Genomic DNA, 24,639 nt, shown 5'->3' with positions numbered 1-24,639 from the left:
CAAGAATAAAAAAGCTCCTTATTAAGGAGCTTTTTTAGTAATTGAATATACTGGATAGTTTATTTTTTCTTTTTTAATACTTATTCCATAATCTAAAAAATTATTGTACATAAATTCAAAATACTTGTAATGGATTTGCCAATCATGAATCTTTAAGCTTTGCTCATCTTCATCTAAAATCACTACAGGTGTTTCGAGAACTCTGGACAACTCGTAGGTTAAATCTTTTAAAGAGACATTATCTGCTGTGATGTCTGTATCACTAATTAAATAATGATTGTTATTATTTCCCCAATTAATTTGATTTGTATCCCAAAAATTTGGATTATCAAGTTTTAGAGAAAATACTTGATTTGTAGTTTCATTAATTTCAATTGAATAATCCAATTGCTCTAATAATGTAATAGCAATATCAGCCTTATTTGCAACTGGCTTCTTAATATAAATCTGATATGAGCTATTAAGATCATTATCTATCACTATTTGTTTTTTATAAATCCTTGATAAGTAACTAACGATATCCAATAAATCGCCATTTAGCTCCAAATAATTCTTATTATCAATAATTAAGAATTCAGAACTAGATGATTTTAAAGGGTTTATTTCAATTGATTTAGCTGGCATGTAATCGGCCATATCATCCTCAACTTCCACAATGACATTCACAAAATCATGAAGGGATGAAACCTTAGAAGAAGTTCTTAAAAACCTATTGATTAAAGATGCATTTAAATCACCTGGATGGCCTTCCCATAGCTTTTTACCCTTAGTATCAAAAAGCATTCCTACAGGTAAACTTTTAATCTTAAAAGCATCAAAAGTTTCACCATAATAATCTCTAACTATTGTTAATTTAGTATTATTCCTTTCCAAAAACTGCTCTATCCTAACTGGACTTTCTTCTGATATAGAAATAACATGTAAGTCATTAGGAAATAACTTCTGAATCACAGTCAAATGTTTCTTGGCATGAATACATGGACCACACCAAGTTGCCCAAAAATCAACATAATACAACTTATTGTTATCATGTGTAGCAATTGTTGACTCTTGCATAACTTCAGAGACACTAATTTGTGCGTTTAATGTAAAACATACATTAAGGCAAATAGAAAAAATTAAAACTTTTTTATACAGTAATATATCCATAAAACAACTTCTAACACTTCAAATACTGTGCTAAAATAACGATTTGATTAAAATCTTATTGTTAAATAAATCTCAACGTCAAAGTCGCCTCTCTCTTAAACCCTAGAGTTACACTATACTCTACTTTAATTTTTTATAAAGCCCATCAAAAGCAACAACTACACCAACTCCTTGAGTATAAGTTTCCCAAAGTTGCCTTACTGAGCCATCATCATTTTTAGTCCATATGACTTAATGGTAAAAAGTCTGGCCATTTTTATTTTTAGCATTCTCAGTTCTTAGAATCATTTGATTTCCTTTTCTATGCCCTTTTAAATGAAGATTTCCGCCTTGGTTATCAACCCATATTTGTTCCCATTGCTTTTTCTGAGCATTATAGAAATTATAACTCGTTCCTGTAAAGTTTCCTTTAGCACTCGTCCAGTTTTCTCTTAAAATACATTTATCTTGAATCTTATCAATACTATTTTTACCATCTGGGTTGGTTACTACCCAATCACCTATCCAAAAATCAAACTGTGAATGGGTTTCTGTACAACAATTACAATTAGCAGAATTATTTTGAGAGTATCCTAAAACAGAAAGAAAAAGGAAACTCAATAAAAATATAGTTGATTTCATTAGGTTGGTTTTAGCATTCGTTTAAAGTTATTAAACGAAGCTTAATTTAAAGCTAATATTAACATAACATTAAAACACCTATTAATTTACATCTTTGCACAATAATTAAGTCATACTTCTTTAATTTAGGTTGGCAAGTTGGTTAGTAAAAAGTCGGTAAGGTTACCGACTTTTTTAATGAAAAATCATATAGAATTATTAAAGGATGTGATATCCAAAAACAATTCCTATATTTTTATAATCTGTTGAATAACTTGAGTATTCCGAAACTATATTTCTGGATGTAGCTATTCTAAACTCTAAACTTACCTTGTTTAGATTATAACCAAACCCGAACAATAAATTAGGTCTTGATTTAATATCTAAGTTTAGATTTTCAGAATATTCAAGCTCACCACCAAAATCTGCCACTACAACATAAGCCAGATTAAAAAACAGTCTTGAATCCTTATTTGAAAGATACATATAATGACGAACTCCTACTGGAATTTCCACAAAGCTATATTCAATATTAATATCTTGAGAGTTTAGCGTACCATTTAAATCTGTAACACCAGAAGAATTAAAACTCTGATAAGAAGGTTCTACAAAAAGTGACCACTTGTTTTTATTAAATGGTAACATGTACTCTAATTCTAACCCAAACCTAGGTGAAAACCTATTATCAAATTTTCCTGAGTTTACATTTGCCGTGAAACCACTAGCTCTATAATCAACTGACATGGTAGAAAGAAAAGCTCCTGCTTTTACATTTAACAAAAACTGATTTTTACGATTCAAATCAATCAATTCAATATTTTCCCCAGTTTCACATAAATTATAAGCTCCAACATACTCCATAAGGTCTTTATAGTAATAATCCATTTTCCTTAAAGTTGATAATTCACCAGAGGAGCACTTTAAATTTTCATATAATTGACTTTTAAAGGAAACATTTTCGGCTATCTGTGTAACATTAACTTTATATCTTTTATAAATTAATGGAATAATTTCATCGAGACTTAATGAGATAAAATAACGAGTTACTTTACTACTTCTATATTCATACAAATTTGCTTTTCCATCAATCAACTGTTTTAAAAAAACTTGTTTCAATACAAAATTAGGCTCTCTGTTTTTACTTAATTTATTAATCAAATTAGAAGATAGATCTACATTGACTAATCTATTCACATACTTTACATTACTTTTAAAACCAAACTCCTTAATATTACTTAAATCACCTTCAAAGACTTTATCCGAAGACATATCCAATTTGTATAAAATCTTATCAGGACTATTTACCCAACCTTCATTTTTTATAAAACATAAAATTTTTCCAGAAGAGCTATTTATAATATATCCTTTTTCAAAATTTATCTGACTAAATATTGAGCTTGAAGTAAACAAAAAAGTAATGATTAAAATGTATTTTCTCATATGATTGTGTTAATTTATATGTTTTTTAAAACTAGAATAGTTACTCTTATTAAAATTAAATTTCTTGCATATTAAGCACTAATTATCTTGGCAAGACCAACTAATTTAAGTATATTTAGTACTTAACTCTTTAAAAGTGCTAAAACTAACCGAAATAAAAAATCGCCAAAACAAGCTTCATTTGCGTTATAAACAGCTTATAGAGCAAGCTTATAATCTTAGGCAAACCGACCATGCTTTAAGTGACGTTTCGGAATACAAAGCCATAAAACTATTAAATAAAATTAATCGGTTAAAATATTTAGAACGAGATTTATCAACTAGCACTATCAACTAGCACTATCAACTAGCAAAGTAAAATATTCGTAAGATCTTATTAGTCTTGAGCCATACCAGGAAAACATTTCTCCATCTATAATTTCAATATTTTTCTTCGGAAATTCCTCCTTTAAGATTTGCACATGCTCTTCTTTAAATGGGTAAGGTTCACTAGATAAAAATAGTGTATCTGCTTTTTGCAAATCACTATCGCTTAAGTCAATTTCAGGATAACGCTCTTGATTTTTAAAAACATTTGTATATCCAGCTTCATTAATCATAAAATCTATAAATGTATTTGAAGCAGCTACCATCCATGGTTCTTTCCAAATAAAGTAAGCAACTTTATCTTTTTTACTATATTTTAATGTTGCTTTAAACTTAGAGCGCTCTTCTAAAATTTTAGAGATCACATAGGATGATTTCTCTTGAACATTAAACAAATTGCCATACATTTCAATAAGTTGACAACAATCTTCGATAGTATTTATATCGCTAATATGAACTGGAGCAATCTCTTTTAATTGCTCAACCATTCCAAGAGTATTTTCTTCCTTATTGCAAAGAATAATGCCTGGATTTAACTTCTTAATCTTATCTATATTTACCTGCTTTGTTCCTCCTACAACTTCTTTTTCTTTTCTTAAATTCTTAGGATGAATACAGAACTTAGTTATTCCTACAATAACCTCTTTAAGACCTAAATCTACCAAAAGCTCAGTTTGACTTGGCACTAAAGACACTATACGTCTAGGGGTTTTCTCTAAATATATTTCTCTATTAAGCTGATCTTTAACAATCATGATAATGATTATGGTAGCTCAAAAGCCATTTGCGCTTGCAATTCTTGGGCTTTTTGGGCAGCAGCTTCAGCAAAATCTTCTTTATTAGAAGCATATATTATACCTCGTGAAGAATTAATAAGTAAGCCAATGTCTTTTGTCATTCCGTATTTACAAACATCTTGTAAATTACCTCCTTGTGCACCAACTCCTGGTACTAACAAAAAGCTATCAGGAATAATCTGCCTAATCTCTGCTAAATATTCTGCCTTAGTAGCACCTACAACGTACATTAAGTTTTTAGAATTTTCCCAAGTTTTAGAAACCTCCAAAACCTCTTTATAAAGTTCTTTGCCCTCAATTGTTTTTGTTTGAAAATCGAAAGCGCCTTGATTAGAGGTCAATGCTAACAATATAGTATGTTTATTAGTAAAAGCTAAAAATGGCTCTACAGAGTCTTTTCCCATATAAGGTGCAACAGTTACACTATCAAACTTTAAATCTTCAAAGAAAGCTTTGGCATACATACTACTTGTATTACCTATATCGCCTCTCTTAGCATCTGCAATAGTAAAGATCTCTGGGTGATTATCATTTATATAATTAATTGTCTTCTCTAAAGACTGCCATCCTTTTATACCATAGGCTTCATAAAAAGCAGTATTAGGCTTATAAGCTACACAGAGGTGATGTGTAGCATCGATAATTGCTTTATTAAACGCAAATATAGGATCCTCTTCATCTAATAAATGTTGTGGTACTTTATTAAGGTCAACATCTAAACCTATACACAAAAAGGATTTCTTTTTTTTGATTTGTTCAACTAATTGTTCTGTTGTCATATTCTTTTAGTTCTGTATTAATACAGCTTAACAATTGGTTATTAAAAAAGCCTCAAAATTGAGGCTTATTATTAAATATGTTCTTCGCTAGCTTTTAACTTCTCAGTGTTTTCAGCTAACATTAATTCGTCTATTATTTTTTGAATGTCTCCATTTACGATATTTTGTAAATCGTATAACGTAAGCCCTATTCTATGATCTGTAACACGTCCTTGTGGATAATTGTAGGTTCTAATCTTTGCGCTTCGATCTCCAGATGTTACCATACTACCACGTTTTGCTGCATCTTCTTCTTGCTTTTTCGCAAGCTCTAAGTCATACAAACGCGAACGTAATACTTTAAAGGCTTTTTCCTTGTTTTTGTGCTGTGACTTTTGGTCTTGACACTGCGCCACCAAACCTGTTGGGATATGCGTTAAACGTACAGCTGAATAGGTAGTGTTTACCGATTGTCCTCCTGGTCCTGACGAACAGAAATAATCAATACGTACATCTTTTGGGTCTATCTCCACATCAAACTCTTCGGCTTCTGGGAATACCATAACCGTTGCAGCGCTTGTGTGTACTCTACCTTGTGTTTCGGTTTGCGGTACACGTTGTACACGATGTACACCTGCTTCAAATTTTAAAGTTCCGTAAACATCTTCACCAGACACTTCAAACTGGATTTCCTTAAACCCACCATTTGTTCCTTCGCTAAAATCAACAGTACTTACATTCCACCCTTTACCTTCGCAGTATTTAGTATACATTCTAAATAAATCTCCCGCAAAAATACTAGCCTCATCTCCACCAGTTCCTGCACGTAATTCAACCACAGCATTTTTAGCATCTTCAGGATCTTTTGGTATTAGTAAGAATTTAATTTCGTCTTCTAAAACAGGTATTCTTGCTTTAGCTTCATCATACTGCATTTTAGCCATTTCAACCATTTCTTGGTCACTTCCATCAGCAATGATTTCTTCAGCTTCAGTTATATTATTTACAAGCTCTTGGTACTCATCACGCTTATCAACAAGCACTTTAAGATCTTTGTATTCTTTATTGAGAGCAACATAGCGTTTTTGGTCTGAAATAATATCAGGTTGAATGATTAGGTCACTAACCTCATCAAAACGCTGTTTTACTATTTGTAATTTATCTAACATTTATCTTCTTAAAATTGTGCCGCAAAAATACGATAATTTATGAATTTAAAATGTTTAAATCTGCTCGATATACATTGCTAGATAACTCTATCCTTTTCACTCAAGCTTTTTGCTATATATTTTTTTGAATATATTATAGTAAAACAAAGTCCCATAGTATAGAAAAAACGCTCAAAGTAAGACAAATTATCATAACCAAGGTAGTACCCAAAGGATGAAAATATGTCTGAAAAAAGGAACAAAGCTAAAAGAAACGCAAAATACTTAGCACCTTTAAAATCAGTACTATTATACCTAAAAGCTATAATCAGAACAATCATTAAACATAAACCATGAATATAAAACAATAGGCTTAGACCTGCTTCTAGATTTTGTTGAATAGAATCAATAAGTAATTTAATTATACCGAATCCTAAAAAAGACACAAATATATAAGACAACCAATCTAAACGGGTTATTTTGACATTTCTCTGAAGCGGAATTACATGCCACATTAACACAACATAAAAGAGAAATTTAAATATGTTAACCAAAAAAGAAAACACAATGTTTTCATAATATATGAGTGAAATATTGGCTAATAATGCCAATATGAATGCCAGACATAGTTTAAAATTTAAGTAGCATTTGTTATACAAAAACACTACAAATAAAAGAAACACAACAACACAATTAGTTTCATCAAAATATTTTAATCCGAATTTATATATAGATAAAAAATTGAATAAAATTAAGATGATGGTAGCTATAAATACTCCCAAATTTGTTTTAAGCATTATAAAAATAGTATGAAAAAATTACTGTAACCTTTCTTACTTAAAAGAAACTTTAAACATACAACACTTACTCTTTTATCCAAGTGTTTTTTAATAAAAAAATTTCTTTGAATTGAATTTACAATGATTTATGAATCCTTAAATTTTAATATGCACTATTAGCTACGACTACTGCTTCAAAATATTTTTATTAAAAATACGTTTTCTTAGTATTATGCAGCAATTTGGAGCTATACTTTCTTTTTACAGACCTTATTTTATTTGGTCTTTTCTTGTTAATATTGGCATTACTATATTTAATCCACACATTGTTCCTGCTGTAATTACCAAACTCTTTCTTACTGTGTTTTTGTGGTATTTAGTAACCGAAACTAATGCTAGACGAAAGCTTATTTTCTACAAAAACTTAGGTATTTCATCTTTTAAACTTTTCTCGTCCCTTTTTATAATAGACATATCTATAATGATTGTTTATATTATACTCATTAAAGAGTTTATATGACGTTAGAGGTAGATAACGTTGAGCTTTATTTTAAAGATAAATGCATTTTAAACGGTATTTACTTAAAAGCCGAAACTGGAAAAGTCACAGGTGTACTTGGTAGTAATGGTTCTGGAAAAAGTTGCTTGTTAAACATTATTTTTGGCTCGTTACAATCAAAATATAAGCTTATACGAATTGACGGAAAGCCAATTACATCTGCTTTATATAAAACAAAACTCGCAAGCTTTTTACCTCAATTTAATTTTACTCCAGATCATGCTAAATTAAAAACTGTTTTCAAACTTTTAAAGATAGACTGGAATGATTTCGTAGCAGAATTTGAATCGTTTTCGTCTTACAAAGACAAAAGGCTCAATAGACTTTCAGGTGGAGAACGTCGTGTAATTGAAACTTACCTAATACTGAAAGGAAAAAACAAAATTGCTTTATTGGACGAACCGTTTTCGCACTTATCGCCTTTACATATTCAAAAAATTATAGGCTTAATTTCTGAAGAAAAGCACGAAAAGATAATTATCATAACAGATCACATGTTTAAAAATGTAATTAACACAAGTGATAACTTGTATCTAATAAAAAACAGATGCAGCAAACCTATTAACGATCTCAAAGAACTTGAGACCTATAACTATGTTAATACAGGAAATCTAAATTAAAAGTCTACAACAACGCCAACGCCTAAAAGTTGTTTCCATTGTACTCTAGCTCCTTTTTCAACAAACTCGTCTTCTACTTCGGTTGGCTCAATGATTTTTACATCATTATCATATTTTAGATGAGACCCTAAAGTTGCTCTCACATAATTGTTTACTTTAAAATCGAAGACAACTTCCCAATCGACATCTACGTTTCCAAAGCTATTGAGATAGTCTGTGTAGAAACTCACTAAATTCACTATTGATATATTTTCCAGCAACGTCGTTTCGTAGGCATTAGTTATTAAAACTCCCATTTCGGTTCGTACTCGTTGACCAGGAATAAGCACATTACCTTCGTCATCAAATTCAGCAGGTGTAACACCAAAAGAACCAGCATTAGCTAAATCTTCATCCAGAACAAATGTTGATTTAAAGGTTAATGGCGATAAATACAGGTTAAGTTTCTCCATGTTCTTGCCATACTCTGCACCAACACCAAAAAACAAATAACCAGGTGCCATAAACTGAGAAATAGGATTATTTCTGTCAGGATAGTTATATCCATTGGTAATTTGTGTTTTAAAGTTAAACCTTGCAGAATAAAACCAGTTATTTAGGGTATCTTTTCTATAGCCTAAATTTGACGCTAACTCAATAACATCTTCTGTTTTTCTTACTTTTTGACTCTCTTGCTTATTAATTCCGTAACGTACAGAACCAATACTCTTCCAAACAAAATTTTTATGTCTATAAGTTAAATTAGAAGTTACACCTACAAGTGCAGATATTGAGTTACTACCACCAGCACTCCAGTTTACAAATGCCACTTCACTTAAATCTAAACCTGCCCTATTTACCAATTCCCATTTGGGAGCAATCTCTTTAATTTTCTTCTTGAAAAACAATGAATCTGGTTGTGAGTATGAAAATTGAAATACTAATAAAAAGATAAGGTAAAAAAGGTTTTTCATTATATCATAGGGTTTAAGCGGATGTGAAAAATTTAGTAATTAAAGGTTCCGTATTCACTCTCAATAGTTAGTTTTTTAGTTGAAGACGCTTCAACTCTTCCAATAATTTGAGCGTTTACGTTAAATGATTTTGAAATTGTAATAATGTCTTGTGCAACTTCAGGAGACACATATAACTCCATTCTATGCCCACAATTAAACACTTGGTACATTTCTTTCCAGTCTGTATTTGATTGCTCTTGAATTAACTTAAACAACGGAGGAATTCCAAACATATTATCCTTAATTATGTGAAGGCTGTCCACAAAATGAAGGATTTTAGTTTGTGCTCCACCAGAGCAATGTACCATTCCGTGAATGGAATCACTATTGTATTTTGACAAAATATTCTTAATAATTGGAGCGTAAGTACGTGTTGGTGACAGCACTAATTTACCTGCATCAATTGGCGAATTTTCAACTTCATCAGTCAACTTCACATTACCAGAATACACTAAATCTTTAGGCACAGAGGCATCAAAACTTTCAGGATATTTTTCAGCTAAATAACTATTAAAAACATCATGTCTAGCCGATGTTAATCCATTACTTCCCATTCCGCCATTGTACTCTTTTTCATAAGTTGCTTGACCAAAAGACTCCAAACCAACAATAACATCACCTGCTTTAATATTAGCATTATCAATGACGTCTTCACGTTTCATTCGAGCAGTAACAGTAGAATCTACAATAATAGTTCTTACCAAATCACCAACATCGGCAGTTTCTCCACCTGTAGAATGAATGGTTACTCCAAAATTTTTTAATTCAGAGATCAGCTCTTCAGTTCCATTAATAATTGCCGAAATAACTTCTCCAGGAATTAAGTTTTTATTTCTCCCTATAGTTGAAGACAGCATGATATTATCAGTAGCTCCAACACATAGCAAGTCATCAATATTCATGATAAGTGCATCTTGTGCGATACCTTTCCATACTGAAACATCTCCTGTTTCTTTCCAATACATATAAGCTAAAGACGATTTTGTACCAGCTCCATCTGCATGCATAATCAAGCAATGGTCCTCATCGTTTGTTAAATAGTCTGGTACAATTTTACAGAATGCTTTAGGAAACAAGCCTTTATCAATATTCTTGATAGCGTTATGCACGTCTTCTTTAGAAGCTGAAACGCCTCTTTGCGCATATCTTTTACTTATATTTTGACTCATGGATTTGTTTTGAGCCACAAAAATAAGGATTGTAATTTATTTTTTACCCCAATTTTGTTTCTCAATTATAGAATTGGTGTTAATAACTGTTGGTAATTTGGCTAAAATCTTTTCTCTTTTCTTAGTTCCACCTAAATAAAAGTTAATTCCGAACCCAATTCTCCAGTATACATCATCAGCATCACCAAACTCAAAACCATCAAGTTCATCAGTAAAAACATGATTATAGTCAGCGTAAAGTTTTAGCCCCAAACCTTCAATAACTATATATTCTACGCCAAGTCCTGCTTGTGCCTTCATATCTGTACGCTCAAAATAATTAGCTGCATTATAACCTGCTCCTGCAAACACATAAGGTGTGAATTTTTCATAAGGTAGTATTGTGTACTCTAAGTTCAAATCGAAAGACATAAACCCTTCATTAAAAATATCTTTATATGCAAGATTGAACTTGTTGTACCCGAAATTGACATTTAAATGAGGAAAGATATAACGTTTATAACCAACATGAAAAAACATTTCAAATAACGGATAGGTAAAATAATCTCCATTCATTACTGAAGTTCCTCCTGCAACATCAATAACATTATCACTTCTATAGTCATAAAATTTTAGCTTTTTAAAAGCTTTACTGTTATCAAGGTTTTCGTTTTCCTGACCAAAAGATATAGTCGTGCAGAAAGTTAGGAATATTAAGACAAGCGTCTTAATACATTTGAATTTTGCTATCATCAATTTAGTATTAATTAAACGTTCTTTAATTAATAACAAAAGAGATTTAAAGTTCTAATTTTGAGGCAATAAGGAGCACAATATAACAAAATAAAATTCAAAGAATCAACTTATTAGGTATTTCTGAAACAAAAAAAGACAGATGATTTTAAAATCACCTGTCTTTTTCCTACTAAATGAGTGTGAAACCCATTTAATAAAACAGTTAAGTATTTACGAAAGAATATTATGACTCTTTCGTTACTTTCATTTCTGTCTTAACAACACTTGTGTCATGTGTTAATTCGTCATTCTCTACATTAGAATCATCTTGAGAAAATAATAATGTAGCAAACATCAAAGCAGCCACACTTAATAGTAACTTCTTCATTTTACAAATAATTGATTAATAGCGTCACAAACTTACTAAATTAAGTAGCTGACCTGACTATGTTTAACCAAATAATCGATTATTAGTAAAATTTAGCGTTGAAATGCTATCCTACTCATTTTCATGTACGTATACCTACTTATCAATTTTTACAGAAAAGAGCCACAAACACAGTATTTACTACTTAGTAAAAAGTAGCTCTCTGTATTTTGTAAGTGGCCAAAGCTCATCGTCAACAAGTAATTCTAACTTATCACAATGGTATCTTATATCATCAAATATTGGTTTAACTTTATTACAGTAAGCATGTGCTTTCTTTTCTATATCTTCAATTTTATTTGAGGTTTTACGTTCTTCTGTCATTTTTGTAACATTAGAATTTATTGATGCAATGTGCCCAGAAATTTCTTCGATTAAATTCAACTGTTCTTGAGCTAACTTTTTATAGTTTGTTCCATAAATTTCTTTTAACCCTTTTACATTATCAATCAAGATATTTTGATAACGTACAGCAGTAGGAACCACATGATTTCGAGCTATATCTCCTAATACACGACCTTCAATTTGAATACGCATAATGTATTCTTCCATTTCAATTTCATATCGTGCTTCAGACTCTACTTTATTCATAATACCCAACTCCTCAAAAAGGTCGATTGCCTTTTTGGTTACTTTAGCTTTTAATGCTTCAGGAGTGGTTTTATTATTACTTAAACCTCTTTTCTTAGCTTCCTTTTCCCATTCATCACTGTAACCATTACCTTCAAATAATATGTTTTTTGATTTTTTAATATACTCTCTAAGAATATTAAATACAGCCTCGTCTTTTTTAAGGTTTTTCTTATCTATAAGTGCGTCTACTTCTTTTTTAAACTCTATTAACTGTTTTGCCATAATAGCATTGAGCGTGGTCATTGGATTTGCACAATTCGCTTTAGAACCCACAGCTCTAAACTCAAACTTATTACCTGTAAAAGCAAAAGATGAAGTTCTATTTCTATCAGTATTGTCCAATAAAATCTCAGGAATTTTCCCAACCACGTTTAGTTTAAGGTCCGTTTTTTCTTCTGGAGACAATTTTCCATCGGTTACATTTTCTAGTTCACTAAGTACCTTAGTTAATTGTTCACCAATAAATACCGAAATAATTGCTGGTGGAGCTTCGTTTGCTCCTAACCTATGATCGTTACTTGCCGAAGCTATTGCTGCTCTTAACAACTCCTCATTATCATTAACTGCTTTTATAGTATTGATAAAAAAGGTTAAAAACTGAAGATTACTCATTGGTGTTTTTCCTGGACTTAATAAGTTAACTCCTGTATCGGTTCCTAAACTCCAGTTGTTATGTTTACCTGATCCATTAACTCCTGCAAAAGGTTTCTCGTGCAGCAACACCTTAAAATTATGACGTTCGGCAATCTTACCCATTACATCCATTAATAACGAATTATGGTCTACTGCAAGGTTAGCTTCATCATATATTGGTGCCAACTCAAACTGATTTGGTGCCACCTCATTATGTCTAGTTTTTACAGGAATTCCCAACAACATACACTCGTGTTCTAAATCGCGCATATACGCCATAGCTCTATTAGGTATTGTACCAAAATAATGATCGTCTAACTGCTGTCCTTTGGCCGAAGAGTGACCTAATAAAGTTCTTCCTGTTAAAACAATATCTGGTCTAGAAGCTGCCAAACCACTATCTATTAAAAAGTATTCCTGCTCCCAACCTAAAGACGCATTTACTTTTTTCACATTTTTATCAAAATACTTACACACATCTACAGCTGCATTATCAACTGCTTGAAGCGCTCTAAGCAATGGTGTTTTATAATCTAAAGCTTCACCTGTATATGCTACAAAAACTGTTGGAATACATAATGTAGTACCATAAATAAATGCTGGCGAAGTTGGATCCCAAGCGGTGTAACCTCTTGCTTCAAAAGTATTTCTTATTCCTCCATTTGGGAAACTAGATGCATCTGGTTCTTGCTGTACAAGTTGACCTCCTCCAAATTTTTCAATAGCTTGACCTCCTCCTAATGGCTCAAAAAAGGCATCGTGTTTCTCAGCTGTAGTTCCTGTTAAAGGCTGAAACCAATGTGTATAATGCGTTGCTCCTTTAGAAATTGCCCACTCTTTCATTCCTGTTGAAATATGGTCAGCAACAACTCTATCTATTTTTGTCCCTTTATTTATAGCATCCATAACGCTCATGTATGCTTCTTTAGTAAGGTATTGTCGCATTGAAACCTCATTAAAAACATTAGCTCCAAAGATTTCAGAACGTCTTTCTGTTTCTTTAATCTCTAAAGGTTTTCTTGTTAATGATTCTTTTATCGCATGAAATCGTAATGTGGACATAACGTATGTTTTTGTTTGTTAATAAAGTACAAACTTATAGTTATGATGAATTTTAAAAAAGCGAATTAACATTAGATTATTAACAATTTAACAATTAAGACGCTTTAAAATGATTATTTATTAAAATCACCCTTTAAATTTAAGGGTGTAAATAAAAAAATATCGCTTGTTAATAAATTAACCCCTCAAAAATGACACTTAAAAACAAAAAAATTATATTTGTAGCTTAATTACAAAAACTATTTACACAATGGCAAAATCTAAACTTGAGTACATATGGCTGGATGGTTACTATCCTACTCAAAACATGAGAAGTAAAACAAAGATTGAAGAAGACTTTAGCGGTAAACTAGAAGACTGTCCTATTTGGTCTTTTGACGGAAGTTCAACACGACAAGCAGAAGGTGGATCTTCTGACTGCTTATTAAAGCCTGTTGCAATTTTTCCTGATCCTGAAAGAAAAAATGGATACTTAGTAATGACTGAAGTTTTAAATGCAGATGGTACTCCTCACGAATCTAACGGAAGAGCTACAATTGATGACGATGATAATGACTTTTGGTTTGGATTTGAGCAAGAATATTTCATTATGGACACTAAAACACAATTACCTTTAGGTTTCCCTGTAGGAGGTTATCCTGCGCCTCAAGGATTGTATTATTGTTCAGTTGGTGGAAAAAACACTCATGGTAGACAGCTTGTTGAAGAGCACGCTGATTTATGTATTGCTGCTGGTTTAAACTTTGAAGGTATCAACCAAGAAGTTGCTTGTGGTCAATGGGAATTCCAGTTATTTGCCAAAGGTGCTAAATTAGCTGGTGATGAATTATGGGTTGCACGTTATCTTTTAGATAGATTAACTGAAAAATATGGTTACTATATAGAATACCACCCAAAACCATTAGGAAAAGATATGGATTGGAATGGATCTGGTATGCACGCTAATTTCTCTAACACCACTTTAAGAACTTGTGGTAGCAAGGAAACTTATGAAAAAATATGTGAAGCTTTCAGACCAGTTGTTAAAGAACACATTGAAGTTTATGGTGAATTTAACGACCAACGTTTAACAGGAAAGCACGAAACTGCAGCTATAACTGATTTTAGTTATGGAGTTTCAGATAGAGGAGCTTCAATTAGAATACCTATTATTACCGTTGAAAAAGGCTGGAAAGGTTGGTTAGAAGACAGACGTCCTGCTTCTAATGGAGACCCTTACAAAATTGCTGGTAGAATTGTAAAAACAGTTAAGTCGGCAAATGTTTAATTAGACATTATCTTGTTTTGTTCATAAAAACAATCACAAAAGCTTACATTAATTTGTAAGCTTTTGTTTTTTTATACCACTGCGTAATAGATAAATATCAAATACGCACCAAACAACAAAAAACCTTTTAAACGTCCTAGTTCGTAACGTTTAGGTAAAAACACTAACGGAATTAATACAGCCGCAAAACCTATCATCCAAAAGATATTGGTCGATAAAATTTCTGGAGTATTTGGATTTACTGCTATTGGCTTTATAATAGCTGTAAACCCTAAAACCGATGCAATGTTGAAAATATTTGAACCTATTAGGTTTCCTAAAGAAATTGCTTTTTCCTTTTTAAGTGCTGCGATAACTGATGCTGCTAGCTCAGGAACACTTGTACCAATTGCAATAACAGTAACCGAAATAGCATACTCGCTTACTCCAACCGCTGAAGCTAAATCTTTTGCGCCTTTTACCAACCACTCACTACCAAAATACAACGCAGCAGCTCCTATTAATAACCAAAGTATAATTTTAAAATTGGATGTTTCTTTAAGCGAATCGTCGACCTCATCTAAATTAACTTTAGTTTTTCTTCTAGAATCTTTAATAAGCACAATAAGAAATACTGTAAGCATAACAATAAAAAGCACACCTTCCATCAAGCTTAAGTAATCATCATTTTTCAGAAAAACATAAAGCAACACAGACATTAGCATCATCATTGGCCAATTCAATCTGTAAAAGTCTTTATCTACTAATAACGGAGAAATAATTGCGGTTATACCCAAAACCAAACCAATATTGGCAATATTTGAACCAATAACATTTCCTAAAGAAATATCTGAAGAACCATCTAAAGCAGCTTGTAAACTCACTAATAGCTCTGGAGCTGAAGTTGCAAAAGACACAACTGTCATACCTATTACAAGCTTGGATAATTTTAATTTAAATGAAAGTGCAACCGATGAGCGTACTAAAAACTCACCTCCTACCACTAAAAGCAATAACCCTAAAATAACCCAAATTACACTCATAAAAACTATTTTTTGGCGAAGATACTATTTAGTTTCAATCTGTGCTAAAAACTAAAAATTTCGTTAAAAAACTATATTTGTAGTTGTGTAACTAGAAAAATAGTTATAAGTTTGAGTATTCAATCAAATTAAAATCCACTATGCAAAAGTTAACCAATAAGGAAGAAGAGATTATGCATGTACTCTGGAAACTTGAAAAAGCTTTCGTTAAAGATGTACTTGCTGAAATAAAAGACGACAAACCTCATTACAACACACTATCAACCATAATTAGAAACCTTGAAGAGAAAGGTTATGTAAGTTATAATGCTTATGGTAAAACGCATCAATACTACCCTATTATTTCTAAGGAAGCCTACAAGAAACGTTTTATGAACACAGCTATTGAAAACTATTTCAACAACTCATACAAGAATGTTGTATCGTTTTTTGCTAAAGAAGAAAAGATAAGCGTTGATGAGCTTAAAGAGATTATTGCTTTAATTGAAAACAAGAGCTAGTTATGGAATATCTTTTAAAATCATCAGCCATAATTGTACTTTTTTATTTGTGTTATAAGCTATTCTTACAACGCGAAACCTTCTTTACATCTAACCGTTGGTTTTTAATTACAGGGTTATTTACAGCAATCACTATTCCATTTATTGTTATTCCTGTTTATGTTGAATACACTCCTGTAACTCAAAATTTTATTGCTGTTGGAAAAATTATTGAAACGCAACAAACCGAACAAACTTTTAACTACATGCAACTACTCCCATTAGCTTACAGCATTGGAGTTGTAGTATTGTTACTAAAGTTTGGAATAGAATTATTCTCTTTATTCTCTTTATTAAAAAAGAACAGCCTTGAAAAAATTGAAAATCATTATTACATAAAAACAAGTAAAAGCATCGCTCCTTTTTCATTTTTCAACTATATCGTTTACAACCCTTCTCATTTTAACCCTGAAGAGCTTAAACATATTATCAATCATGAAAAAGTGCATTCAAAACAGTTTCATTCAATTGACATAATAATTACCCATCTTGCTACTATACTCTTTTGGTTCAACCCCTTTATGTGGTTGTACAAAAAAGCGCTACAGCAAAACCTAGAGTTTATTGCAGACCAAGAAGCTCAGCATGTTTCATCATGTGAAAAAAGTTATCAAATGCTATTAGTAAAAGCAAGCACAAACAGCAATCAATTGGCATTAGCCAACAATTTTTATACTTCATTAATCAAAAAACGAATAGTCATGTTACACAAATCAAAATCGAACAAATTAAGAGCTTGGAAATATATATTAATACTTCCTGCTTTAGCTTTATTTTTAATGAGCTTCAACACTAAAACTGTTTATATCGAAAAAGTAATTCCTATTGAAACACCAATAATTGATTACGCTACAGTTGAAGGTTTAGACGCTATTGAACAACCTAAAATTGCTACAACACAAAAACAAACAAAAGCAATAACTGCAACTGCTAAAGAGACATCAACCAAGAAAGTAGCTGCTGTAAAATCAAAAACCGCTAAAAGCACAACATCTATCTTAGCATATACTGAAATGTTTTTAATTACTAAAGATTTCACTGACGCTGATTTTGACAATTTAAAATCTAAGCTGGAAAGCAATGGTGCTTCGGTAAAATTCAAAGGCATAAAACGCAACAAAAGCAATGAAATAACTGCCATTAAAATTGATATTGAATACAAAAATTCAAATGCTAACTATCATGTAAAAGGAGACGAACCAATAGCAGATATTAAAATTGCACTTGACGAAGACGGTAAAAGTGTTGCAATTGGCCATGTAGAAAACAGCTTAAAAAACATCCATTTTGTATCTGATGATGGTAAAGTAAAATTCAGCCAAAACAATGGTAACAATGTAGTTTTCATTTCAAAAGATGATGATAACGTACATGCTGACAAAAAAGTTATTGTAAAACAAAACGTTAAAACAACCACCAACGGAAAAAGCAATACTGTTATTGAAATTAAAACCGATGATGACAATGTTCAAATTATAGAATTAAACGAAGACACAGATAACGAAGAGAATGTTTTTGTTGTTAAAAAAGATAAGGACAATGTTTGGGTAACAAAAGATGTAAAAACTATTGTATTAACTGATGAAGATGGTAAAGATGTTGAAATTATAGCTTCTGAAAACGGTAACAATTCTTTTGCTTATAGCAATGGCAATCCTTTATTTATTTTAGACGGAAAGGAAGTTTCAAGAAAAGAATTGAAAGACATTGATCCAAAAACAATAAAAGAGGTTGAAGTTCTTAAAGGCGAAAAAGCAGTAGAAAAATATGGAGATAAAGCCAAAGATGGTGTTGTCATTATCATTACAAAGAAAAACTAGACACCCTTATACAAACAAAAAAGCCCAAACTTAAGTTTGGGCTTTTTTGTTATTCCACTATAATTTTCTTGACAATTGTTAGTTCCTCTGAGACTATGTTAAGCAAATACATACCAGGAGAAACGTTAATATTCAAATATGAATTCCCTCCTGAAATATTTTCAGTATAAACCTTACGACCATCAACAGCAAATACCTCAACACTTGCAGGATTATTAATTCCTGAAATATGAACACCTCTGCTTGTTGGGTTAGGATACACCTTTATTTGAGTGATATCGACATCATCTATTCCAAGTTCTTGATTCCAAACTTGCCCTACCATATTTCCCCAAATGTATTCCACTAAATCAGGTTGGTCTATAAATGGGTTTCTATTAAATTGCCATTGATACACCACATTGTTTCTGTTCATTTCAAAATCGTCAGGCGGATCATTTCTGTGCCAATCCAAAAGCGTTGCTAAGTCTCCAAATTGTCCTGTCAATCCTTCTGGAAAACCATTTACAATTTCTAAACCATTATATCTAACAGCCATGTAAAATACGCTTCTTGCAACATCTCCTTTAAAGCCACCTAAAGTTCCTGAAGGTCCATTGTACTCTCCATAAAATTGGTTTCCTCTACTACTATTTTCTGGTCCATCAACCGCTCGTAGTGCATGAGCATCTGAGTTTCCATGACGAAGAGAGTCTGCAGTGGTATTCCAAAATATATCAATTCCGTCACCAACTTCATCTTCTTCAATACTATCAAACCCTCCTCTAGACCTTGGAAAAGTATGCTCTCTATTCCAAGTTCCTACATTATTAGAAGTGGTTTGAAAATCTAATTTTGCCCTTCCTTGTTCTAAATACACCAACCAAACCTGGTTACTGTTTTCAGGGTTTTGGTCTGCTTCTTTTAAAATATCAATAACATCAGTATAGGTTTGAGCTCTAACCACACCTTCTTCAGCAATAATATCTTGTAACGCTTGTCTTAAAGCTGTATCAGACAACTCATCTAAACTATTGTAATATCCACTAGGCTGTGTACTTTCTACAACACCATATGTTGGGTTTATTGGAGTCCCAAAAGGAGCAACAGTAAAATCATTATCAATAACTCTAATTTTTATAAAATTATTAAATGGAATATAAGGAGGCTCTAGACCTGAAAATCGAATTAAGAGTTCTTCATCACCTTCATCAATAGCATCGTCAATAATAGTTATTGAAGTGGTTACAGAGTTTTGTCCATTTGGAATAGTAACAGTTGTGGTTCCTGTAAAATCTGAAGTATCAAAAGTTCCATTGTTTAAAGTAAAGTCAAACTGAAAATCTGCAGTAACGTTTTCTTGTGCTGTAAAAGTGATATCAAACGTGTCTCCTTCACCATACTGTGTTAGCGCAGTTGAAATACTAATCGCATTAAACACGACTCCTCCACCTTCATTTAATGCTCTTGGAGTTGGTGTTGTTGCTGTATAAGAGCCATCATCATTTCTTTGAATAGAATTTGTATTGTTTGAAGCACCTTCGCTAATCTGTTCAGTTAAACCTAAAAGCGCCATTAAATTAGTATCGTCACTATCATTAGTATCATAAGCCAACGCATCAATTAAATTAGTCTGAGTTGCTAGAGTACCTTCAGGAAAATCGGTATCGTCTCCTAAATAAATCGCAACTGCATCAGCTCCATTTTGAATAACATTAGGTGAAATTAAGAACTGAGGAAAAGGAGTTACAGTACTACTACCTATTAACAATAAACCATTAACATCAGTAACTGCACCATCTAAATCAATAGTCATATAACTAGAATCTCCTCCAGAAGAAGAACCATTAAAAAACACCAAAACATAACCGTCTAAAGAAAAGTTTGGTGTATCAGACTTTAACTCAACAAACTCTTGGTCATCTATTCCTGGTGTATCACAGTCCAACTCATTAATCACAACTTGACTAAATAATGTTGTACATGCAAAAAAAAGTAAAATGACTGCTAGTAATTTTTTTTTCATATTAGGGAGTTTTTGCAAATGTACGCATCAATTTAACTAGAATACATTTTGGGGTTTACCAAATCATTAATTTTAACATAAAATGAGCTAAAAACTACATCTATCTTTATTGGTTCGTATTTATATTTTAACTAACTCAAAAAGATGAAAAGCTAAAAAAACAGCCTTTTTATAACCAAAATCCCCTTGGTTTTATTTTTCACCTTCAAAAAAGCCCTACAATTATTACAATTTAAAACAAAAAACTATTTAAAAATTACAATATAAAACTTTATTTAAGACAAGTCACATATAAATCGAAACATATATGATTTTTTTACTTATCAATTAGAAGTTAATTTCATCGATTTTCATTAAAAGACTTGGAGGATAGATTTCTAAAAATATATATTGAAAACTCAATCGAAAAAACAAAGAATTTTTAACAACCAAAAACCAAGAAATTATGATGACAATTGCTAAAATTTTAATTGATATTATTTTCAGTTAAGTACAACCCTAACAAAAATATAAAACTTAGTTCTAGAATAAGTTTTACTATTTTTGCTAAATGAAAAAGCAAGTCTTCAAAACCTTGGCAACAGTTAACAAAGCTTTACTACCAAGCTTCACTAAGCGAAAACTCGACATTACCAAAGCCAGTAAACTCCAATTAGCAATTATTGCTTGGAGAGCTTATGTTACAAAAAATGCTTTGGGTTAATTAAAAATACACTCTAAAAACTGCATTGGGAGTTATACCCAACGAGTGTTGAATAGATTGTGTTACCGAATTATTTTCCAAACTGTAAAACTTATTGATTTGGTTTTCTTTGTTGAGAACATTCCATACTGAAAGTCCTAAATGGGAATTTACTTTTTCAGAAATCTTCAAATTATATATAGCAGAAACATCTACTCTTAAATAGTCTTGTAGGTTACTGTTGTTTGATGCTTCATAATTAATTTCACCATCACTTATTGGATTTAATACCATAGGATTTGTTGTTGGTTTACCTGAATGCCAATTTAAGCCTGCTGAAACCTTAAATCTATTTGAAGAATACGTTGTGCCAAAAGCAATTGCGTGCCTAATATTATAATTACTAGGAAAAACTGTTTCTTGTAAAGATTTGAATTCATAATTATTATCCATAAAGGAGTAACTCAACCAAGCACTTACTTTATCAAATCCTTTTCTAAGTAAAACATCAAGACCTTTTACCTCATAGCTTCCTGAAGTTCTAGAAAGTTCATATTGATTTTGAAACCCTTGACTACGTGAAGTTATTCCGTCTACATTCTTATAATATCCTTCTAAACTTAATAACCATCCTTTTTTTGAAAAACTTACTCCTGTAGAAATTTGTTTACTGGTAATTACAGGAATATTGTCATCGTTAGAAAGTTGCCATCTACGTTTTTCAATTCCAAAAAAATCGTTCTGAACGTTTATTACCTGAGACGTGTTTTGGTGTTTAAACTCTCCAAGAATTTCAAACGTAAAATCCTCAAGAAAACGCTGACTAAAACTAAGCCTTGGCTCCCAAATTGTTTTTTTAAACTTGTCAATATAATTAAACCTTACTCCTGCATTTATATTCGTATTTCTATTAGTTGAAGTATAACCAAATTGCGAAAACACACCGTGAGTTCTAACAACCTCTGAGACCAATAGTTTGTATAGCGGATTATCAACATCATCTAGATTAGTTACTTCAGTTTCTACAAAATGGTATCCGCTTAATAACTGCATTTTTGGGTTTAGCTTGTAATTTGAGATTAACTTTAAGCTCGTTTCAGACACCACGTTCTCTTGTAAATATCTTTGCGAATCTAGTATATTTACATTTACGGCTTTTAATTTGTAATCTGTTTCATAAATCTCAAGAGCGGTTTTAAGCTTAGTATTCCACTCTCTATCATATCGTATTGCACCAGCAATACTATTTTGGGTTAAGCTACTTTCTCTTGAGTCTTCAACACCATTCACCATAGCATTTTCATTAAATAGCAACCTGTTTGATACTGTTATAAAATTGAGCCTTAGTTCATCTTTTTCACTTATTTTATAAATCCATCGAAGCGACGCGTCATAAAAGTCAAACTCTTTATCAGAATTAATAATATCTCCCATATTTGTTTCCACCTCAGTATTTTGAGAAATACGATCAAAAAACTCATTGTAAGTTGGTGTTTTCACAAAATCACTAATTGATTTTCTAGCAGCAAATTGAAAAGACGATTTTTTTCCTATTGGCACATCGGCAAATCCATTAACATCAGTAAGATTAGCTCCTAAGCTTCCTTTAAACTTTGTATTCAGTTCTTTTTCGGTTTTCATATCAATTGTACCCGAAACTCCATCTGTTAAAGCTACATCAGTTCCATTTTTAACCAAACTAACGCTTTGTGTAATTTGAGGGTTATACATAGAAATAAGCCCGAAAAAGTGACCAGATTGGTACATTTTTATATTATCCCAAAGCAACAAATTTTGGTCATGTGCTCCACCTCTAATACTTATATTTGATACTGTTTCATTAATACTCTGAATACCAGGAAACGCTTGTACTGACTGCAAAACATCAGTATCTATAACACCTGGTAAAATATCAAACTCGTTAAAGTTTATTTGATATGTTCCGTTATTAAGTTTTTTAATACCATGAGTAATAAAGTTTGAAATAATTACTTCTGAAAGTGATTCAAAATTTGGAATTAACTCAACAGTTTCACAAGTCCTAGAAAGAAGCTCTTTAATTGGCTTTTGTAGTGTTTTATAACCCAAATACCTAACAGTTATAGTTTTTGCTTTTAAAGGTAGCTCCAACTCAAAAAAACCATTATTATCACTAACAGTTAAAACAGATTCGCTCTGTATTGTTGCATTACCTAAAGGTTGCCCTTCTTTGTTTTTTAAATATCCACAAATGATAATAGATTGTTTTGCCGTTACTAAAACAAACTGATTATTAGTAATTGAAAAGACTAATTGTGTATTATTCTCAAGGTATTGTAATGCTTCTTGTAAAGATATATTTTGAGGTGGAGGAGCAATAAAAATATTGTCCACTAAATCTTGAGCATAATTGAATTGCACCTTATAGCTCTGTTGTAAATTTTGAATTATTTGAGCAAGAGATTGTTGTTCTTTACTATCTTGAGCATTTATGGTAAGAACAGTAAAAAATAGAAACCAAAATAGTAAAAACCCTTTTTTAATTCTTCTTTGCATGAATTACAACAAGGTTATCAGAGCTCAGTTCAAAGGTCATATCCATAGGTTGAGTAATGGATAATAATGCACTTTCTAAATCATTATGCATAAAGCCTCCTGTAAATATACGATTAACATTTACATCTTTAAACGTAACCTCAATATTATACTGTCTCTCTAACTCTGCCAAAACTTCTTTAAAAGGCACTGAAACAAACTCACTAATATTTTCTGTCCATTTTGGTTTTATTGAAGCAGTAGTCGTTTCAGTAAACATATTATTAAGGATTCTATAACTATCTCCTGCTTGTAAAAGTCTTGATATGGTATCTGAAACAACCTTAACTTTACCTTCAAAACAAACCACTTCAAAGTAGTTACTACGTTGTTTAACATTAAACTCTGTTCCAACAACTGTTACTAGTCCTTCTTGGGTTTTTACATCAAACTGACCTCCTTTTGAAACTTTAAAATAAGCTTCACCATCCAATTCAACCAACCTGTTCTCCTTCCAATCTTTTTTATTGAATGAGATAGTCGAATACGCATTTAAACTAACCAAAGAAGCATCAGGCAATTCAATGGTAGTCTTTTCACTAGCTAATGTTTCTATTTGAGTATTTGGATTAAAAACAAACAAAAAATAAATACCGAAAGCAATGACTAATAAACTAGCTATTCGCATTAAGTATTTTTTAGTATTAAGCTTGTAAACAGGTTTTTTATTTTGAGTTTCTAAGGCTTTGGCTTTAAACACTTCAAAAGAATCTACTTTTGAAAAATTTGATGCTTTAAAAGCTTTTGCTGAAGTTATTATCTCGTTATAAAAATCAGCATCTTCTATTTTTGAAAAAGCTTCACGCTCTTCATCTGTCAGTTCATTTCTTAACCATTTCTGTAATAGGTAATCTTTATCCATTAACCATCATTTTATATAT

General features: G+C 31.5%; 22 protein-coding genes. 7 read left to right on the top strand and 15 right to left on the bottom strand.

Translation table 11 applies throughout. The features are described 5' to 3' along the window. Positions 1-21 precede the first annotated feature (21 nt). The 3 genes from OD803_RS05015 to OD803_RS05005 form a co-directional block, all read right to left on the bottom strand. A complete protein-coding gene (locus tag OD803_RS05015) occupies positions 22-1,149 on the bottom strand; it encodes a TlpA family protein disulfide reductase (protein WP_262732582.1) in 1,128 nt (375 codons plus the stop codon). A gap of 231 nt (positions 1,150-1,380) precedes the next feature. Further along, positions 1,381-1,770, bottom strand: coding sequence for a hypothetical protein (locus tag OD803_RS05010; protein ID WP_262732581.1), 390 nt, complete (start codon positions 1,768-1,770; stop codon positions 1,381-1,383). 198 nt (positions 1,771-1,968) lie between these two features. After that, positions 1,969-3,189: a hypothetical protein gene (locus OD803_RS05005; protein WP_262732580.1), complete on the bottom strand. Its 1,221-nt coding sequence runs from the start codon at positions 3,187-3,189 to the stop codon at positions 1,969-1,971. Positions 3,190-3,325: 136 nt separating this feature from the next. Here OD803_RS05005 and OD803_RS05000 point away from each other — a divergent pair, with 136 nt between their 5' ends. Continuing rightward, positions 3,326-3,526 (top strand): Lacal_2735 family protein, encoded by a 201-nt coding sequence (locus tag OD803_RS05000; RefSeq protein WP_262732579.1) that lies wholly within the window; start codon positions 3,326-3,328, stop codon positions 3,524-3,526. Here OD803_RS05000 and OD803_RS04995 read toward each other — a convergent pair. The 3 genes from OD803_RS04995 to prfA all read right to left on the bottom strand — a co-directional run bounded on the left by OD803_RS04995 (position 3,519) and on the right by prfA (position 6,279). Beyond that, a complete protein-coding gene (locus tag OD803_RS04995; protein ID WP_262732578.1) occupies positions 3,519-4,310 on the bottom strand; it encodes an ABC transporter substrate-binding protein in 792 nt (263 codons plus the stop codon). The two genes, OD803_RS05000 and OD803_RS04995, sit on opposite strands and share 8 nt — an antisense overlap. 8 nt (positions 4,311-4,318) lie before the next feature. Continuing rightward, positions 4,319-5,131 (bottom strand): orotidine-5'-phosphate decarboxylase, encoded by an 813-nt coding sequence (gene pyrF / locus OD803_RS04990; protein ID WP_262732577.1) that lies wholly within the window; start codon positions 5,129-5,131, stop codon positions 4,319-4,321. 71 nt (positions 5,132-5,202) lie between these two features. After that, complete coding sequence (gene prfA, locus OD803_RS04985; protein ID WP_262732576.1) at positions 5,203-6,279, bottom strand: peptide chain release factor 1; 1,077 nt, start codon at positions 6,277-6,279, stop codon at positions 5,203-5,205. Positions 6,280-7,269: 990 nt separating this feature from the next. Here prfA and OD803_RS04980 point away from each other — a divergent pair. Continuing rightward, entirely contained in the window at positions 7,270-7,557 is a 288-nt protein-coding gene (locus tag OD803_RS04980) for a hypothetical protein (RefSeq protein ID WP_262732575.1), read from the top strand. Beyond that, positions 7,554-8,216, top strand: coding sequence for an ATP-binding cassette domain-containing protein (locus tag OD803_RS04975; RefSeq protein ID WP_262732574.1), 663 nt, complete (start codon positions 7,554-7,556; stop codon positions 8,214-8,216). Before OD803_RS04980 ends, OD803_RS04975 begins: the two co-directional genes overlap by 4 nt. Here OD803_RS04975 and OD803_RS04970 read toward each other — a convergent pair. From OD803_RS04970 to OD803_RS04950, 5 genes are all read right to left on the bottom strand, one after another. Next, entirely contained in the window at positions 8,213-9,169 is a 957-nt protein-coding gene (locus tag OD803_RS04970) for a DUF3078 domain-containing protein (RefSeq protein ID WP_129761573.1), read from the bottom strand. The genes OD803_RS04975 and OD803_RS04970 overlap by 4 nt on opposite strands. A 32-nt stretch (positions 9,170-9,201) precedes the next feature. Continuing rightward, complete coding sequence (locus tag OD803_RS04965) at positions 9,202-10,380, bottom strand: AIR synthase related protein (RefSeq protein ID WP_262732573.1); 1,179 nt, start codon at positions 10,378-10,380, stop codon at positions 9,202-9,204. Between the two features lie 36 nt (positions 10,381-10,416). Continuing rightward, positions 10,417-11,112, bottom strand: coding sequence for an outer membrane protein (locus OD803_RS04960; protein WP_262732572.1), 696 nt, complete (start codon positions 11,110-11,112; stop codon positions 10,417-10,419). Positions 11,113-11,338: 226 nt separating this feature from the next. Next, the gene (locus OD803_RS04955) at positions 11,339-11,482 is read right to left on the bottom strand and encodes a hypothetical protein (RefSeq protein ID WP_165353718.1); all 144 of its coding nucleotides are present in this window, start codon (positions 11,480-11,482) and stop codon (positions 11,339-11,341) included. Between the two features lie 180 nt (positions 11,483-11,662). Further along, positions 11,663-13,849 (bottom strand): glutamine synthetase III family protein, encoded by a 2,187-nt coding sequence (locus OD803_RS04950; protein ID WP_134201101.1) that lies wholly within the window; start codon positions 13,847-13,849, stop codon positions 11,663-11,665. A 250-nt stretch (positions 13,850-14,099) separates the two neighbouring features. On the opposite strand from OD803_RS04950, the gene OD803_RS04945 reads away from it, so the two are divergent. Then, entirely contained in the window at positions 14,100-15,116 is a 1,017-nt protein-coding gene (locus OD803_RS04945) for a glutamine synthetase beta-grasp domain-containing protein (protein WP_129761570.1), read from the top strand. Between the two features lie 71 nt (positions 15,117-15,187). Here the strand turns inward: OD803_RS04945 and OD803_RS04940 are convergent, their stop codons facing one another. Beyond that, positions 15,188-16,138 (bottom strand): calcium/sodium antiporter, encoded by a 951-nt coding sequence (locus OD803_RS04940; RefSeq protein WP_262732571.1) that lies wholly within the window; start codon positions 16,136-16,138, stop codon positions 15,188-15,190. Between the two features lie 140 nt (positions 16,139-16,278). On the opposite strand from OD803_RS04940, the gene OD803_RS04935 reads away from it, so the two are divergent. Then, positions 16,279-16,638, top strand: a complete 360-nt coding sequence (locus OD803_RS04935; RefSeq protein ID WP_129761568.1) for a BlaI/MecI/CopY family transcriptional regulator — start codon at positions 16,279-16,281, stop codon at positions 16,636-16,638. Between the two features lie 2 nt (positions 16,639-16,640). Continuing rightward, a complete protein-coding gene (locus OD803_RS04930; RefSeq protein WP_262732570.1) occupies positions 16,641-18,497 on the top strand; it encodes a M56 family metallopeptidase in 1,857 nt (618 codons plus the stop codon). Between the two features lie 49 nt (positions 18,498-18,546). Here the strand turns inward: OD803_RS04930 and OD803_RS04925 are convergent, their stop codons facing one another. After that, positions 18,547-20,502: an endonuclease gene (locus OD803_RS04925; RefSeq protein WP_262732569.1), complete on the bottom strand. Its 1,956-nt coding sequence runs from the start codon at positions 20,500-20,502 to the stop codon at positions 18,547-18,549. 550 nt (positions 20,503-21,052) lie between these two features. Between OD803_RS04925 and OD803_RS04920 the strand changes: the two genes are divergently transcribed. After that, positions 21,053-21,205 carry an SsrA-binding protein gene (locus tag OD803_RS04920; protein ID WP_129761565.1) on the top strand — a complete coding sequence of 51 codons (153 nt, stop codon included), beginning with the start codon at positions 21,053-21,055 and terminating at the stop codon, positions 21,203-21,205. On the opposite strand, the gene OD803_RS04915 is transcribed toward OD803_RS04920, so the two are convergent. Then, positions 21,206-23,719 (bottom strand): TonB-dependent receptor, encoded by a 2,514-nt coding sequence (locus tag OD803_RS04915; protein ID WP_262732568.1) that lies wholly within the window; start codon positions 23,717-23,719, stop codon positions 21,206-21,208. Next, a complete protein-coding gene (locus tag OD803_RS04910; RefSeq protein ID WP_262732567.1) occupies positions 23,703-24,620 on the bottom strand; it encodes a FecR family protein in 918 nt (305 codons plus the stop codon). Before OD803_RS04910 ends, OD803_RS04915 begins: the two co-directional genes overlap by 17 nt. Between the last annotated feature and the right edge of the window lie 19 nt (positions 24,621-24,639).

It is taken from the genome of Gaetbulibacter sp. NE (assembly GCF_025548475.1).
Classification (GTDB): Bacteria; Bacteroidota; Bacteroidia; order Flavobacteriales; family Flavobacteriaceae; genus Gaetbulibacter_B; species Gaetbulibacter_B jejuensis.
This window is presented reverse-complemented; position numbering and strand designations above follow the sequence as displayed.

Bases quoted from the DNA above. Each gene is read 5' to 3' on its own strand.
- pyrF (WP_262732577.1), bottom strand. From the start codon at position 5,131: ATGACAACAGAACAATTAGTTGAACAAATCAAAAAAAAGAAATCCTTT.
- OD803_RS04970 (WP_129761573.1), bottom strand. From the start codon at position 9,169: ATGAAAAACCTTTTTTACCTTATCTTTTTATTAGTATTTCAATTTTCA.
- OD803_RS04960 (WP_262732572.1), bottom strand. From the start codon at position 11,112: ATGATAGCAAAATTCAAATGTATTAAGACGCTTGTCTTAATATTCCTA.
- OD803_RS04955 (WP_165353718.1), bottom strand. From the start codon at position 11,482: ATGAAGAAGTTACTATTAAGTGTGGCTGCTTTGATGTTTGCTACATTA.
- OD803_RS04915 (WP_262732568.1), bottom strand. From the start codon at position 23,719: ATGCAAAGAAGAATTAAAAAAGGGTTTTTACTATTTTGGTTTCTATTT.
- OD803_RS04920 (WP_129761565.1), top strand. From the start codon at position 21,053: ATGAAAAAGCAAGTCTTCAAAACCTTGGCAACAGTTAACAAAGCTTTA.
- OD803_RS04975 (WP_262732574.1), top strand. From the start codon at position 7,554: ATGACGTTAGAGGTAGATAACGTTGAGCTTTATTTTAAAGATAAATGC.
- OD803_RS05010 (WP_262732581.1), bottom strand. From the start codon at position 1,770: ATGAAATCAACTATATTTTTATTGAGTTTCCTTTTTCTTTCTGTTTTA.
- OD803_RS05005 (WP_262732580.1), bottom strand. From the start codon at position 3,189: ATGAGAAAATACATTTTAATCATTACTTTTTTGTTTACTTCAAGCTCA.
- OD803_RS04935 (WP_129761568.1), top strand. From the start codon at position 16,279: ATGCAAAAGTTAACCAATAAGGAAGAAGAGATTATGCATGTACTCTGG.
- OD803_RS04980 (WP_262732575.1), top strand. From the start codon at position 7,270: ATGCAGCAATTTGGAGCTATACTTTCTTTTTACAGACCTTATTTTATT.
- OD803_RS04965 (WP_262732573.1), bottom strand. From the start codon at position 10,380: ATGAGTCAAAATATAAGTAAAAGATATGCGCAAAGAGGCGTTTCAGCT.
- prfA (WP_262732576.1), bottom strand. From the start codon at position 6,279: ATGTTAGATAAATTACAAATAGTAAAACAGCGTTTTGATGAGGTTAGT.
- OD803_RS04910 (WP_262732567.1), bottom strand. From the start codon at position 24,620: ATGGATAAAGATTACCTATTACAGAAATGGTTAAGAAATGAACTGACA.
- OD803_RS04950 (WP_134201101.1), bottom strand. From the start codon at position 13,849: ATGTCCACATTACGATTTCATGCGATAAAAGAATCATTAACAAGAAAA.
- OD803_RS04940 (WP_262732571.1), bottom strand. From the start codon at position 16,138: ATGAGTGTAATTTGGGTTATTTTAGGGTTATTGCTTTTAGTGGTAGGA.
- OD803_RS04930 (WP_262732570.1), top strand. From the start codon at position 16,641: ATGGAATATCTTTTAAAATCATCAGCCATAATTGTACTTTTTTATTTG.
- OD803_RS05015 (WP_262732582.1), bottom strand. From the start codon at position 1,149: ATGGATATATTACTGTATAAAAAAGTTTTAATTTTTTCTATTTGCCTT.
- OD803_RS04925 (WP_262732569.1), bottom strand. From the start codon at position 20,502: ATGAAAAAAAAATTACTAGCAGTCATTTTACTTTTTTTTGCATGTACA.
- OD803_RS04995 (WP_262732578.1), bottom strand. From the start codon at position 4,310: ATGATTGTTAAAGATCAGCTTAATAGAGAAATATATTTAGAGAAAACC.
- OD803_RS04945 (WP_129761570.1), top strand. From the start codon at position 14,100: ATGGCAAAATCTAAACTTGAGTACATATGGCTGGATGGTTACTATCCT.